A 13504-nucleotide genomic window follows, 5' to 3' on the forward strand; every position below is an offset into this window, starting at 1 on the left:
GATCGCCGCGCCGGGGCGCTGAAGATGTCGCTGATCAGATGTCGCTGATCAGGTGTTGCTGATCAGGTGGTTCGATCGGGAGTGAGTCCGTCCCTCGCGAGGGCGGGCCGCCCCAGCGGAAAGGAAGCCGTCCATGGACGAGCAGGGTGAGCACTTCGACGTCGTCGTACTCGGCGCGGGCCCCGGCGGGTACGTCGCCGCCATCCGGGCCGCCCAACTGGGCAAGCGCGTCGCGGTCGTCGAGGAGAAGTACTGGGGAGGTGTCTGTCTGAACGTGGGCTGTATCCCCACCAAGGCCCTGCTGCGCAACGCCGAGCTCGCACACATCTTCACGCGCGAGGCGAAGACCTTCGGCATCAAGGTGGAGGGCGAGGTCTCCTTCGACTACGGCGAGGCCTTCCGCCGCAGCCGCAAGGTCGCGGACGGCCGGGTCAAGGGCGTCCACTACCTGATGAAGAAGAACAAGATCACGGAGATCAGCGGTCGCGGCACCTTCCTCGACCCGCACACGCTCCAGGTGGCCGACTACGACGGCAACACCCGCACCGTCGGCTTCGATCACTGCATCATCGCCACCGGCGCCACCCCCAGGCTGCTGCCCGGCACCCGCCGCACCTCACGCGTGGTGACGTACGAGGAGCAGATCCTCGCCGAGGACCTGCCGCAGTCGATCGTGATCGCGGGCGCCGGGGCCATCGGTGTCGAGTTCGCCTACGTGCTGCACAACTACGGCGTCAAGGTCACCGTCGTAGAGTTCCTGGACCGGGTCGCGCCCCTTGAGGACGCCGAGGTCTCCGCCGAACTGGCCAAGCAGTACCGGAAGTTGGGTATCGACGTCCTCACCTCGACCCGCGTGGAGTCGATCGACGAGTCCGGCCCGCAGGTCCGCGTCACGGTCACCGGCAAGGACGGTGCCCAGCGGGTCCTGGAGGCCGACAAGGTGCTCCAGGCGATCGGCTTCGCGCCGAACGTGACCGGCTACGGCCTGGAGAACACCGGCGTCAGGATCACCGAACGCGGTGCGATCGACGTCGACGGCCGTTGCCGCACCTCGGTTCCGCACATCTACGCCATCGGCGACGTCACCGCGAAGCTGATGCTGGCCCACGCGGCCGAGGCGATGGGCGTGGTCGCGGCGGAGACGCTCGCGGACGCGGAGACCATGGAGCTCGACTACGCGATGATCCCGCGCGCCACCTTCTGCCAGCCGCAGATCGCCAGCTTCGGCTACACCGAGGCGCAGGCGAGGGAGAAGGGGTACGACGTCCAGGTCGCGAAGTTCCCGTTCACCGCGAACGCCAAGGCCCATGGCCTGGGTGACGCGAGCGGCTTCGTGAAGCTGATCAGCGACGGCAAGTACGGCGAACTCCTCGGCGGCCACCTCATCGGCCCCGACGTCACCGAACTCCTCCCCGAACTGACCCTGGCCCAGCAGTGGGACCTCACGGTCCACGAGGTCGCCCGCAACGTCCACGCCCACCCGACCCTCGGCGAAGCGGTCAAGGAAGCGGTCCACGGCCTCGCCGGTCACATGATCAACATGTAGAGGGATGCGCTCGGCACGGCGGCCACGGGGCCTGCCGGGCCCGGCTGGACAGCCCGGCTCGGCATTCTCCAGAGGATGGGTTGTCCGCCGGTGACCGCGATGCGGGCTCCGGAAATCCGCGACCGGCGTCGGCGCCCCGCCGCCCACTGTCGTGGTGACCCAACCCGCCGTCGCGCGCATCGGGTGGACCTCGGGGGGAACTCGGCGGTCCGGATGAACACCGATCCAAAGGGGTGTCCAGGTATGTCCAATCCACAACAACCCGAGCAGCGGCGCAGCGACAAGGGCAGTGCGACCCCGCAGCGCAGTGCGGAGCTGAAGGCGCGAGAGGCGCGAGCCGGCGGCGGTCACGCCCACGGCACGGACAAGGGTGACAAGGGCGGCGGCGAGGGCGGGGGCGTGCCTCCGGAGCAGCGGCCCGAGCATCCGTGACCGCGACCGAACAGCCGTAGCAGCATCCGCAGCCTCGTAGGTGCAGGGGCCATTGATTTCGGCCCTTGCCCGAGCCCACGCTGCCGTAGGTCGCGTGGGCTTTCAGAAACTCTCGATCGCCCTGCCGCCCGACGCAGTGCGCTCAGACCAGCACCTGGGTGGCGTACAACGCCCCGACGGCTGTGGCGAGGATGCCGAGCAGGAGGCGCAAGGACGGTTCGGGCAGGCGGGGTTGGAGGTGGGCACCGAGGTAGCCGCCGAGGAGTCCGCCGATGCCGCAGGCCAGGCCGAGCGCCCAGTCGGGGGCGACGTCCCCGGTGCTCACGAGCGACAGCAGGGCATAGGCGGCGGCGCCGACGAGCGAGGTGGCGAAGGTGGCGGCGAGCGCGGCCGGGGCGACGCGTGCGACGGGCAGGCCACGTCCGACGAGGACCGGGCCGAGAAGGGAGCCGCCGCCGATCCCGTAGATGCCGCCCACCACGCCGACGGCCAGGGCGAGAGCGGTGATGTGGCGTGGGGGCGACGCGTCCCCGGGTGGCGGGCGATGGGCTGGGCGAATCCGGGCACGCCCGCAGAGCCAGAGGCCCAAGGGCAGCAGCAGGCACGCGATCAGGAGCCGGAAGACGGTGGGGCCGGGAAGAGCGTGGACGCGGATGACGGCGCCGAGCACGACACCCGGGAGGGTGCCGAGCACGAGGCGCCGGGTGAGGTCGCCGCGCAGGGCGCCGCCGAGGCGGTAGCGCCACAGGGCACCGGGCCCGGCGACGACGTTGAACAGCAGGTTCGTCGGAGTGATCGTCGGGTTGGGCACCCCGAAGACGCTGAGTTGGACCGGGAGCAGGAACACGGCGCCGGACACACCGACCGGGGCCGTCACCGTCGCGATCAGCAAGCCGGCGACCAGCCCTCCCGCCGGCGTCCAGTCCACCGTCGCCCCTGTGTGTCGATTGCCCGGCCAGTATCAGATCACTGGGAGGAGACGGGGGTGATGGTCTGCAACGAGATGTTCATGCGCGGTGCGGATACACGGCCGGGCCGGCTCCAACCCCCGGTGCTTCGCGCCTGGTTTCCCGAGATGGGTCAAGGGGACTTGGGCACGGTGAGGGGAGCGGCGCCCCTTCGATGAGGCAAGATCGGATGTGCCCACGGGTCACTGCGCGGGGAGGTGAAGGGGATGTCCGGGCCGGAACCAGGTGCCGAGGACGCGGAGCGAGAGACGCATGTCCTGCGGACCCGCATCGCAGGCGAGCTGATCGACGCGGTTCGGGGACTGGCCCCTTCCTCGGTGCCCGAGGCTCTGGGCCGGGCGTGTGCCTCCCTGCTCCCGGACGTCTCCGGGCTGTCCCTGTCCGTCCTCGGACGGGAGGCGGGCATGGGGGTAGTGCTGTTCGCCACTGACGAGGTGGCCGCTCAGCTCGCGGAGATCCAGTACACGCTCGGGGAGGGCCCCTGCACGGAGGCCGTCCGCCTGCTGGCTCCGGTGTTCGCGTCCGATCTGACCCGCCCCCCGGATGCCCGCCGCTGGCCGCTGTTCTCCGTCCAGGCGGCCAAAGCGGGAGCTGAGGCCGTGTTCTCGCTGCCCTTGACGGCTGCCGCGGGGGCTCTGGGGACGCTCGACCTGTACCGGCGGACCGCCGGATCCCTCGACAACGGCCAGGTGCGCACCGCGCTGCTGGTCGGCGACGCGCTCAGCCTGGCCGTCACCGCTCTCGACCACACTTCTGCTGACTCCGGCGGGGTCGTAACGTGGCTGCAAGGAGCAGAGTCGGACCGGGTGGAAATCCATCAGGCCACTGGCATGATCATGGTGCAGCTGGGCGTGAGTGCGGAAGAAGCCCTGCTGAGGCTGCGGGCCCGGGCCTTCGCGCAGGGCAGTACATCACTCGATGTCGCGCGGGCCATCATCGACGGCAGCACGGACATCCGCCATGAGTGAACACCTCAGCACGCACGACGAAAGCGCCGGGGAGGCGGGCATGAACCGCGAGCGGGAGCTGGCGACCGCGTTCGTCGGCCTGGCCGACACGTATGCACCGGACTTCGACCCGTTGCGCCTGTTCGACCGGCTGGTGCACACCTGCCGCAGACTGTTGGACGTGGACGCGGCGGCGGTGATGATCGCCGACGCCCGGGGCACCTTGAAGACGATGGCCGCCACCGAGGACGAGGCCGCGTTCATCGAGCTGATGCAACTGCAGACGGGACACGGTCCCTGCATGGACTGCTACCGCACCGGTGAGAGCCGCGGCGTCCCCGACATCACCGCCGAGACCGAGCGCTGGCCCCGACTCGCCGCCGCCATGGGCGACGCCGGCTACCGGTCCCTGCACACCGTGCCGGTACGTCTCCACGACCGCTCACTGGGCGCGCTCACCCTGCTCAATGCCCGTACCGGAGACCTGCCGGGCGGTGAGCCCCATCTCGCGCAGGCGCTGGCGGACTCCGCGGCCCTGGCTCTGATGCACTGGTCGGCCGATCCCCGGGGCGACGACGTCGTCACGCGCGTCCAGAGCGCCCTCGCCGCCAAGACGGTCCTCGAGATCGCCAAGGGCATGATCGCCGCCCATGAGGGACTGCCGCTGAACGAAGCCGGACGCCTGTTGGACGACTACGCCGACCGTCACCGGGTCAGTCTCGCGGCCACCGCCCAGGCACTGGTCGACCGCGACATGGACATCACGGCCCTCCGCGAAGGAGCCGTAGGCGTGTGACGAGCCGCTACCGGACGAGCCGACGGTCCGGTGATGCCACAGGGCGGCTCCCCCAGCTCGTTGTCCGAACGGAGGGAGCCTCGCGCTGATGTGCTCCCGGGAACCGACCTGCGCGTGGCCACCACACTACTCCGGCTCGAAACGCGTGGTAGGCGCTGTGGCGCGGGATGTGCCGGTCTCTGAGGGCTGAGGCTGCTGCCTGGTGTAGCCGGCAACCCCCGTTAATCGTCGGCGACCGCGTCTACCCCTACCCCATCCTCGCGGCCGGCCTCGGCGGCTTCTCCGAGTACATCCTCGTGCCCGACTGCGAGGTGGGACAGCAGGTCCACCCGCTCGGCGCCGCCATCGGATCTACGTCGAGGCAACCGGCGTCCACGCCAACCCCGTCCCCGTGAACCTCTCCACCCCGGCCTACGCCCACCGGGCCCTCATCGGCTCCGGCGGCTACACCCCCGAGGACACGTTCGGACCGTCTTCGACATCATGGAGAGCGGCGATTTCGACATCCCCTCGATCATCACCCACGAATTCCCCCACGGTGAGGATCGAGAAGGTCTCAAGGGCTGACGGAAGAATTTCCATCCGGTTCATTTCTCTCTCTTTATCCAGCTACATCCAGGCCCTTGAACAGGTGGTTGTCCCGTCCCAGAGGACGGTATGACCGCTGCGGTCATACCGCCTTTCGCTATTCGGTCATTCCCTGAGCTTTCCTCTCCATAACCCTCGCTGTAACTTAGTTTCCAGATACACGGAAATCGTGAAGCAAGGAGTGAAGGAAAGCCATGACGGACCTCGCAGACAGCGTCACCGGCCCGCTGGAGGGCTTCCGCGTGATCGACCTGTCGACCGTGGTGATGGGGCCCTACGCCGCTCAGATCCTCGGAGACCTCGGCGCCGACGTGATCAAGATCGAGTCGCCGACCGACACCGTCCGCAACGGCCACTACCGCACCACGCCCGGCATGACCCCGCTGAACCTCAACGTCAACCGCAACAAGCGGAGCGTGTCCCTCAACCTGAAGGAGGACACCGACCGCGAGCGGGCGCTGCGGCTGATCGACACCGCGGACGTGCTGATCACCAACATGCGGCCCGGCGCACTGCACCGCCTCGGCCTGTCCTACGACGACATCGCCGCCCGCAACCCCGGTGTCGTCTACGCCCACGCCCAGGGCTTCCGCGGCGACTCCGACCGCGCCGGCCACGCCGCCTACGACGAGAGCGTGCAGGCCGCCTCCGGGCTCGTCGACATCGCCGACCGGGCGCTCGGCGAGCCCGTCTACCTGCCCACCATCATCGGCGACAAGGTGTCCTCCCTGACCATCGCCTACAGCGTCCTCGCCGCCCTGCTGCACCGGGACCGGACCGGCCGGGGACAGCTCGTCGAGATCCCGATGACGGACACGATGATCGCCTTCAACCTGGTGGAGCACCTCGCGGGCCACACCCACGTGCCCGAGACCGGCCCCACCGGCTTCCCGCTGTCGATGCTCAGGGGACACAAGGCGGTCCGCACCAAGGACGGACTGGCCTGCGTCATCCCGTACAACCCGCGCAACTACCGGGACTTCTTCACGGCGGCCGGACGCCCGGACCTCGCCGAGGACCCGCGTGTCAACGGGGACGCCATCGACAGCGCCGACCACGAGGACCTGGCCGCGCTGGTCGACGCCTGCGCCCCCGAGCTCACCACCGACGAGTGGGCCGAGGTGTGCGCCAAGCACAGCATCCCCATGGCCCCGGTGCTGGAGCTGGACCGCGCCCACGAGGACCCGTACGTCCGCGACGGCCACCTCCTGGACAGCGTCGAGCACCCGACCGAGGGCACCGTCCGCACCATCGGCATCCCGGTGCGGTTCTCCGCCACCCCCGGCTCGATCCGCCGCCTGGCACCGGTCGCGGGCCAGGACACCGAGGACGTCCTCGCCGAACTCGACACCGCCGCCCGCTGACCCGCTGACCCGCTGACCCGCGCAGGAGAACCAGCACCATGAGCACCCCCACAACTCCCGTCGTACGCACCCGACGTATCGACTCCACCCTGCTGATCACCCTCGACCGCCCCGAAGCCCGCAACGCCGTGAACGCCGCGGTCGCCACCGCCCTGGCCGAAGCACTCGACGCACTGGAGGCCGACCCCACCCTGCGGGCCGGCGTCCTGACCGGCGAGGGCGGCACGTTCAGCGCCGGCATGGACCTCAAGGCCGCCCTGCGCGGCGAGTCACCCGAGGTCGAGGGCCGCGGCTTCGGCGGCCTGACCGAGGCCGAACCCGCCAAGCCCCTCATCGCCGCCGTGGAGGGCTTCGCCATGGGCGGCGGCTTCGAACTGGCCCTGGCCTGCGACCTGATCGTCGCGGCCGAGGACGCCCGGTTCGGCCTGCCCGAGGTCAAGCGAGGCCTCATCGCGGCGGGCGGCGGCGTCATCCGCCTGCCGAAGCGCATCCCGCACCACCTGGCCATGGAGCTGCTGCTGACCGGCGAACCCGTCGACGGCCGCCGCGCCGGAGAACTGGGCCTCGCCAACCGGGTCACCGCCAAGGGCCAGGCCGTGGCCGAGGCGCTGCGACTGGCCGAACAGCTGGCCACCAACGCCCCGTTGGCGCTGGCCGCCGTCAAGCGCGTCGTCCGTGCCGCCGACGGCACCCCGGACGCCGAGGCCTTCGCCTTCCAACGCGGCGAGATGAAGACCCTGATGGCCTCGGACGACGTACGCGAGGGCATGACCGCCTTCGCCGAGCGCCGGCCCGCCCGGTGGACGGGGCGGTGAGGCCGCTATGAGGACCGAGGACGTACGGCAGCACCTGACCACCCCCCTCACCAGCCCGGCGTACGCGCCGACGGTCCCGCGGTTCACCGACCGCGAGTACCTCAACATCGTCTACCGCACCGACCCCCAGGCCCTGCGGGCCGTCGTCCCCGAACCGCTGCGCGTCGACGAGCCGTTGGTCCGCTTCGAGGTCATGAGGATGGGCGACGTCAGCGGCTACGGCCCCTACACGGAGGCCGGCCAGGCGATCCCCGTCAGCTTCGACGGCGAGCGGGGCGAGTACCTGCACGCCATGTACCTCGACAACTTCCCGGCCACCGCTTCCGGCCGCGAGCTCTCGGCCTACCCGAAGGTCATCGGCTCCCCGTCGCTGTATGTCGACTCCGGCGCGCTGGTCGGCACCCTGGACCACGGCGCGCTGCGGGTCGCCACCGCCACCATGGGCTACAAGCACCACGAGCTGGACCGGCGCGAGGCCGAGGCGCAGATCGCCGTACCGACGTACATGCTCAAGACCGTCCCCGGCTACGACGGCAGCCCCCGCGTGCAGGAACTCGTCCGCACCCGCATCACCGACCTCACCGTCAAGGGCGCCTGGACCGGCCCCGCCCGGCTCCAGCTCTTCCAGCACGTGCTCGCCCCGCTGGCCGACCTGCCGGTTCTCGAGGTCGTCTCCGCGAGCCACATCCTCACCGACCTGACGCTCGCAGGCGTCGAGCCGGTCCACGACTACCTGAAGGGAGTCGCGCCATGACCCGCCCCTTCCGTACGGCCGCCGTCATCGGCGCCGGCACCATCGGACTGTCCTGGACGGCGCTGTTCGCGGCGTACGGCCTGACCGTCCGCGTGAGCGACCCGCGCGAGGACCTCGCCGGGGCGGTGGACGAGGCCCTGGCCACCTACGCCCCGCACCTGGCCGCCCGCGGCCTGGACGTCACCGGCCTCGCCGACCGCGTGCACATCACCCCCGACGTCACCGAGGCCGTCCGGGACGCGGACGTCGTCCAGGAGAACGGGCCCGAGCGGGCCGAGTTCAAGAAGGACCTGTTCGCCGTCCTCGCCCGAGAGGCACCCGCACACGCCCTGCTGCTCAGCTCCTCCTCGGCGATCCCGGCCACCGCGTTCACCGGGGAGCTGACCGACGAGGCGGCCGCCCGCGTCCTGATCGGACACCCCTTCAACCCGCCGCACCTGGTCCCGCTCGTCGAGGTCGTGCCGGGCGAACGCACCGGCGAGGACGCCGTACAGGCCGCGGTGGACTTCTACACCTCGGTCGGCCGCACCCCGGTCGTCGAGCGCAAGGAGATCCCCGGCTTCGTCGGCAACCGCCTCCAGAACGCTCTCGGCCGCGAGGCCGCGTACCTCGTCCAGGAGGGCGTGGTGACCCCCGAGGACCTCGACAAGGTCGTGGTCAACTCGCTGGGTCTGCGCTGGGCCACCGTCGGACCGTTCCTCGGCGCGCACCTGGGCGGCGGGCCCGGCGGCTACCGGCACCTGGTCGAGCACATCGGCACGTCGATGCAGCGGACGGGAGCGGGCTTCGGCACCCCGTCACAGGACGAGGACCAACAGGAACGGCTCGTCGAAGCCGTGGAAAAGGCCTACGGCTCCTCCACGTACCCGGAACTCACCGGGGCGCGCGACCGCAGGCAACTCGCTGTCCTGGCAGCCCTGGACAGCGCGGACAAGGAGGAGAACTGAGATGACCACCACCATGGAACCGCTCGAGGACACGCTGACCGCCGACTTCTACCGGTACGAGTCCCTGCTGCCGGACGACGAGCGCAAGCTCCTCCTCAAGACCCGCGCCCTCATGCGCGACGAGGTCAAGCCGCTGGTGAACGAGAACTGGGCCAAGGACCGGTTCCCGGAGGAACTCATCACCCTCTTCCGCGAGAGCGGCCTCGCCGGCCTGCCCTACGAGGGCTACGGCGAGCACCGTCCCGGAGTCAGCAACCTGCTCAGCGGCACGATGGCCATGGAGATGGCCCGCACCGACGCCTCGGTCTCCACCTTCTTCGGTGTCCACAACGGCCTGGCCATGTACTCCATCCACTCCGGCGGCGACCAGGAGCAGCGCGACCGCTGGCTGCCGGCGATGGCCGCGATGGACAGGATCGGAGCGTTCGCGATGACCGAGCCGCTCGGCGGCTCCGACGTGGCGGGCGGTATGCGCACGACCGCCCGGCGTGAGGGCGACACCTGGGTCCTGAACGGCGCCAAGAAGTGGATCGGCAACGCGACCTTTGCCGACTACGTCGTGGTGTGGGCGCGCGATGTCGACGACAACCACGTCAAGGGCTTCGTCGTCGAGAAGGGCACACCCGGCTTCGACCCCGTGAAGATCGAGGGCAAGATCGCCTTCCGGATCGTCGAGAACGCCGAGATCACCCTGACCGACGTCCGGGTGCCCGAGGCCAACCGTCTCCAGAACATCAACTCCTTCCGCGACGTCGCCGAGATCCTGCGCGCGACCCGTGCCGGGGTGGCCTGGCAGGCGCTCGGTGTCATGACCGGCGCCTACGAACTGGCCCTGGACTACGCCCGGGAGCGGAAGCAGTTCGGCCGTCCCATCGGGGGCTTCCAGCTCGTGCAGGACCTGCTGGTCAAGAGCCTGGGCAACATCACCGCGTCCTGGGGCATGCTCGTGCAGCTCGCCCGTCTCCAGGACGCCGGCATCTTCCGCGACGAACACTCCTCGCTGGCCAAGGCGTTCGTCACCTCGCGGATGCGGGAGGTCGTCGGCTGGAGCCGCGAGATCTTCGGCGGCAACGGCATCCTCCTGGACCACGACATCCCCCGCTTCTTCGCCGACGCCGAGGCGATCTACTCCTTCGAGGGCACGCGCGAGATGAACACCCTGATCGTGGGCAAGTCGATCACCGGCCAGAGCGCCTTCGCGTGACGAGCAGCTCCTGAAGCGCCCCGGGGCAGGGGGTCCCGGGGCGCTTCTGCGTCTCGGGGGACTGGACGCTCGTTCTCGGTTTCGACGGTGGGCTGGGGATCGCCGACGTGTGCCTGCGGACGTTGTCGACGGGGGTCGGGTGGTGGCGCACTCGACCAACGGCGGCAAGCCCATCGACCTCTTCCACTGGTTCGAGGACGGCGACCTCCGTACGACGTTCGAGAGCCCCGCGGTACGCGACGGCAGCACCCCGGACGTCGACGGGAAGGCGGCGGTCCTCGCCCTGGCCGAAAGGCTCACCGGCATACGCGTCACCGAGTCCCTCCTCCAGGACGCCACCTACGAGTTGGGACTCGTCCCCGAACAGCCCGCCGAGGAGTGGAGCGGCGTGGTCATCGACATCACCGATGCCCACGGGGAGCGGCTGCACAGGGCGTGGAGCTAAGAGGAGATCGCGACGCCGTCCGACCGCGCACGGGCGGAAGCGGACGCGCCGCTCGTGATCACCACCGAGGACACGTGACGCGCAGAACCTAGGGGTGCCCTGCGCGGGGGCCCCTCGCCGTCAGACGCAGGTGCCGGAGCCGGAGCCGTACGGGGCATACAGGTCCAGGAGGCGGATCCGGGCGGAACGCAGCCGGTGGGCGAGCACGTCGCCGACCCACTGGGCGACACTGCTGCCCAGGGCGGGATCCTCTTGGCACATCAGACGCACGGCCGTGGCGTCGAACTCGTACGCCCGCACCGGAGTCGTCGCCTCGGCGCCCAGGTGATAGGCGTGCGGCGCGAACAGCCAGGACCAGCCCACGAGCTCGTTGTGCCGCAGGGTCTCGATGACGACCGCCCGACGTCCGGGCACGTGCATGTCGAGCTCGACGGTGCCGGTACGGATGATCCAGAAGCGGTCGGCCCGGCCGCCCTCCTCGAACAGGCGCGTCCCCTGCGCGAACGACACCTCGCGCGCGACGTGCATGAGCCGTTCCCGATGTCCGGCGGGCAGGGCGCGCAGCATGCTGGACGTGGGGGTGGTGATCATGACGTGCCTCCCGACAGCTGGGGGAACTACCGGTGCCAGCCTGCACCGGCCGGCGCCGTGCGCCCATGGGCCACTCGGTCCCTCGACCGGGCCACTCGGCTCCGCCTAGCCGCCCTGAGCCTGACCCTGATCTTGATCCAGATCGTGATCCTGATGCTGCTCCTGATCCGTGCCGGTCCGGTCCGCCCCCGCGTCCAGCCCCCGGCGGTACGCGGCCACCGCCGTCGGCAGGGTCGGGAAGATCAGGTCCGGCCCCACGGAGTCCGCCAGCCCGTACGCCCGGAGGTCGTCGAGAAGGTCCTGCTTCACCCGCGCGAGGGCGAACACGACACCGCGGTCGGTGAGTTGGCGGCGCAGTTCGTCGACCGCGTCGAGCGCCGTGATGTCGACCTCGACGTTGGCCTCGGTGTTGAGGACGAACCACCGTACGGGATCGGTCTGTTCGTCGACGGCGGCCAGGGCACGGCGGTGGAAGTCCTCGGCGTTGGCGAAGAAGAGCGGAGAGTCGTAGCGGTAGACGAGCAGGCCGGGGATCGTACGGGCGGTGGGGTAGTCGTCGATGTCGTGCATGCCGGCCAGCCCCGGCACCACGCCCTCGATCGCGTCGTGCGGGCGGGCCACCCGGCTCAGCAGCTCGGCCACCGACAGGCCGACGGCGACGAGGACGCCGTAGAGGATGTCGAGGGCGAGGACCCCGACGAGGCAGCCGAGTGCGAGGAGCAGTTCGCGGCGGCGGAAGACGGCGAGGCGGCGGAAGCCCGCGAGGTCGATCATGCGGACCGCGGCGTAGACGACGAGCGCGCCCAGGACGGCGGAGGGTGCCCGGCTGAGCAGGGGGCTGAGGAAGAGCAGGACGGCGAGCACCACGGCCCCGGCGACCAGCGAGTACGCCTGGCTGCGGCCGCCCGCCGAGGACGCGAGCGCGGTGCGGCTGGCACTGCTGCTGACGGGGAAGCCGTGCAGGGCGCCCGCGCCGAGGTTGGCCGCGCCCAGGGCCAGGAACTCCTGGTTGGCGTCGAGGCCGGGGCCGCCGGTGTGGAACGCCCGCGCGGTGAGGATGAAGTCCGTGTAGGCGACGATCAGGACACCGAGGGCCGGCAGCACGAGACGCGGCAGCTCGCCCAGGTCCGGCCACGCGAGGGCGGGCAGGCCGGAGGGGATCTCGCCGATCACCTTGATGCCGTACCGGCCGTCGAGGTCGAACACGACCACGGCGGCCGTGGCGAGGACGAAGGCGAGGAGGGGACCCGGGACGTTCTTCGGCACCGCGAAGAGGAACGCGAGTACGGCGGCGGAGAGGATCACGGTCGCCGTGTGGGCGTCGGTCAGGTGACTGACGAAGGACCACAGTTGAGGGAAGAACTCCGCACCGGTCGTCCTCACCCCGGTGAGCTTGGGAAGCTGGTCCACCATCATGATCAGCGCCACGCCGGCCAGATAGCCGATCAGGACCGGACGGGAGAGCAGGTCCGCGAGGAAACCCAGTCGCACCACCCGCGCCACCAGGCACAGCAGCCCGACCGTCACCGCGAGGGTGGCCGCCAGGGTGGCGTAGCGGTCGGGGTCGCCCGCGGCGAGCGGGCCGACCACGGTGGCCGTCATCAGCGCGGTCGTGGACTCGGGGCCGACCGAGAGCAGGCGGGAGGACCCCAGCAGTGCGTACAGGCCGAGGGCGGGCAGGATCGCCCACAGTCCGGCGACCGGTGACAGTCCGGCCACACCCGCGTACGCCATGACCTGCGGCACCAGATAGGCGGCGACGGTGACCCCGGCCAGCAGGTCGCCCCGCAACCAGGCGCGCCGGTAGCCGAGGAGTGTGACGGCTCCGGGGGCGAGGCGGCGCCAGTCCGGGAGGCCGGCGGGCAGCAGACGGCGCCACCTCGCGACATCCGGTCCGTGTCCCATCAGCCACCTCCTCCGTCCGGTCTCTCTCCCAACAGGCGGCTCCACCGTCCGGCCCCTGTCCCATCACCCGGCTCCACCGTCCGGCCCCATGATCCACCGGTGTGCCCGCAGACGCGAGCTCCGCGCGACGCAGGTCGGCCTGACACCCCAACCGGCCCTGCGCATAGGGCCGTTCAGCCCACCCACCACCGACCTTCGGCAT

12 protein-coding genes and 1 pseudogene are annotated in these 13504 nt (G+C 70.5%); 10 read left to right on the forward strand and 3 right to left on the reverse strand.

Annotated features, from left to right (window positions below):
- Nucleotides 1–133: 133 nt before the first annotated feature.
- The gene (gene lpdA / locus AC2XR2_RS39555; RefSeq protein WP_381297006.1) at nt 134–1546 is read left to right on the forward strand and encodes a dihydrolipoyl dehydrogenase; all 1413 of its coding nucleotides are present in this window, start codon (nt 134–136) and stop codon (nt 1544–1546) included.
- Nucleotides 1547–1789: 243 nt separating this feature from the next.
- A complete protein-coding gene (locus tag AC2XR2_RS39560; RefSeq protein ID WP_381297004.1) occupies nt 1790–1978 on the forward strand; it encodes a hypothetical protein in 189 nt (62 codons plus the stop codon).
- A gap of 142 nt (nt 1979–2120) precedes the next feature.
- On the opposite strand, the gene AC2XR2_RS39565 is transcribed toward AC2XR2_RS39560, so the two are convergent.
- Nucleotides 2121–2906: a TSUP family transporter gene (locus AC2XR2_RS39565; protein ID WP_491517743.1), complete on the reverse strand. Its 786-nt coding sequence runs from the start codon at nt 2904–2906 to the stop codon at nt 2121–2123.
- Nucleotides 2907–3152: 246 nt separating this feature from the next.
- Here AC2XR2_RS39565 and AC2XR2_RS39570 point away from each other — a divergent pair, with 246 nt between their 5' ends.
- The 8 genes and pseudogenes from AC2XR2_RS39570 to AC2XR2_RS39605 form a co-directional block, all read left to right on the forward strand.
- Nucleotides 3153–3914: a GAF and ANTAR domain-containing protein gene (locus AC2XR2_RS39570; RefSeq protein WP_491517744.1), complete on the forward strand. Its 762-nt coding sequence runs from the start codon at nt 3153–3155 to the stop codon at nt 3912–3914.
- Nucleotides 3907–4689 carry a GAF and ANTAR domain-containing protein gene (locus tag AC2XR2_RS39575; RefSeq protein WP_491517745.1) on the forward strand — a complete coding sequence of 261 codons (783 nt, stop codon included), beginning with the start codon at nt 3907–3909 and terminating at the stop codon, nt 4687–4689. The genes AC2XR2_RS39570 and AC2XR2_RS39575 overlap by 8 nt, the downstream gene beginning before the upstream one ends.
- Before the next feature lie 782 nt (nt 4690–5471).
- Complete coding sequence (locus AC2XR2_RS39580) at nt 5472–6641, forward strand: CaiB/BaiF CoA transferase family protein (RefSeq protein WP_491517746.1); 1170 nt, start codon at nt 5472–5474, stop codon at nt 6639–6641.
- 38 nt (nt 6642–6679) lie between these two features.
- Nucleotides 6680–7456, forward strand: a complete 777-nt coding sequence (locus tag AC2XR2_RS39585) for a crotonase/enoyl-CoA hydratase family protein (protein WP_449352042.1) — start codon at nt 6680–6682, stop codon at nt 7454–7456.
- A 7-nt stretch (nt 7457–7463) separates the two neighbouring features.
- On the forward strand, nt 7464–8210 hold the full coding sequence (locus AC2XR2_RS39590) for an acetoacetate decarboxylase (protein WP_491517747.1): 747 nt from the start codon (nt 7464–7466) through the stop codon (nt 8208–8210).
- Entirely contained in the window at nt 8207–9157 is a 951-nt protein-coding gene (locus AC2XR2_RS39595) for a 3-hydroxyacyl-CoA dehydrogenase NAD-binding domain-containing protein (RefSeq protein ID WP_491517748.1), read from the forward strand. Before AC2XR2_RS39590 ends, AC2XR2_RS39595 begins: the two co-directional genes overlap by 4 nt.
- 1 nt (nt 9158) lies before the next feature.
- Nucleotides 9159–10361 carry an acyl-CoA dehydrogenase family protein gene (locus AC2XR2_RS39600; RefSeq protein ID WP_491517749.1) on the forward strand — a complete coding sequence of 401 codons (1203 nt, stop codon included), beginning with the start codon at nt 9159–9161 and terminating at the stop codon, nt 10359–10361.
- Between the two features lie 32 nt (nt 10362–10393).
- A pseudogene (locus AC2XR2_RS39605) lies at nt 10394–10884 on the forward strand (DUF6461 domain-containing protein); the annotation flags it as partial.
- 42 nt (nt 10885–10926) lie between these two features.
- Here AC2XR2_RS39605 and AC2XR2_RS39610 read toward each other — a convergent pair.
- Together AC2XR2_RS39610 and AC2XR2_RS39615 are read right to left on the reverse strand one after the other, a co-directional pair.
- Nucleotides 10927–11397: a cyclic nucleotide-binding domain-containing protein gene (locus tag AC2XR2_RS39610; protein ID WP_491517750.1), complete on the reverse strand. Its 471-nt coding sequence runs from the start codon at nt 11395–11397 to the stop codon at nt 10927–10929.
- A gap of 105 nt (nt 11398–11502) precedes the next feature.
- Nucleotides 11503–13302 carry a SulP family inorganic anion transporter gene (locus AC2XR2_RS39615; RefSeq protein WP_491517751.1) on the reverse strand — a complete coding sequence of 600 codons (1800 nt, stop codon included), beginning with the start codon at nt 13300–13302 and terminating at the stop codon, nt 11503–11505.
- Between the last annotated feature and the right edge of the window lie 202 nt (nt 13303–13504).

Source organism: Streptomyces sp. LS-MS-L19 (genome assembly GCF_058382285.1).

Bases quoted from the DNA above. Each gene is read 5' to 3' on its own strand.
- lpdA (WP_381297006.1), top strand. From the start codon at position 134: ATGGACGAGCAGGGTGAGCACTTCGACGTCGTCGTACTCGGCGCGGGC.
- AC2XR2_RS39560 (WP_381297004.1), top strand. From the start codon at position 1,790: ATGTCCAATCCACAACAACCCGAGCAGCGGCGCAGCGACAAGGGCAGT.
- AC2XR2_RS39570 (WP_491517744.1), top strand. From the start codon at position 3,153: ATGTCCGGGCCGGAACCAGGTGCCGAGGACGCGGAGCGAGAGACGCAT.
- AC2XR2_RS39575 (WP_491517745.1), top strand. From the start codon at position 3,907: ATGAGTGAACACCTCAGCACGCACGACGAAAGCGCCGGGGAGGCGGGC.
- AC2XR2_RS39580 (WP_491517746.1), top strand. From the start codon at position 5,472: ATGACGGACCTCGCAGACAGCGTCACCGGCCCGCTGGAGGGCTTCCGC.
- AC2XR2_RS39585 (WP_449352042.1), top strand. From the start codon at position 6,680: ATGAGCACCCCCACAACTCCCGTCGTACGCACCCGACGTATCGACTCC.
- AC2XR2_RS39590 (WP_491517747.1), top strand. From the start codon at position 7,464: ATGAGGACCGAGGACGTACGGCAGCACCTGACCACCCCCCTCACCAGC.
- AC2XR2_RS39595 (WP_491517748.1), top strand. From the start codon at position 8,207: ATGACCCGCCCCTTCCGTACGGCCGCCGTCATCGGCGCCGGCACCATC.
- AC2XR2_RS39600 (WP_491517749.1), top strand. From the start codon at position 9,159: ATGACCACCACCATGGAACCGCTCGAGGACACGCTGACCGCCGACTTC.
- AC2XR2_RS39610 (WP_491517750.1), bottom strand. From the start codon at position 11,397: ATGATCACCACCCCCACGTCCAGCATGCTGCGCGCCCTGCCCGCCGGA.
- AC2XR2_RS39615 (WP_491517751.1), bottom strand. From the start codon at position 13,302: ATGGGACACGGACCGGATGTCGCGAGGTGGCGCCGTCTGCTGCCCGCC.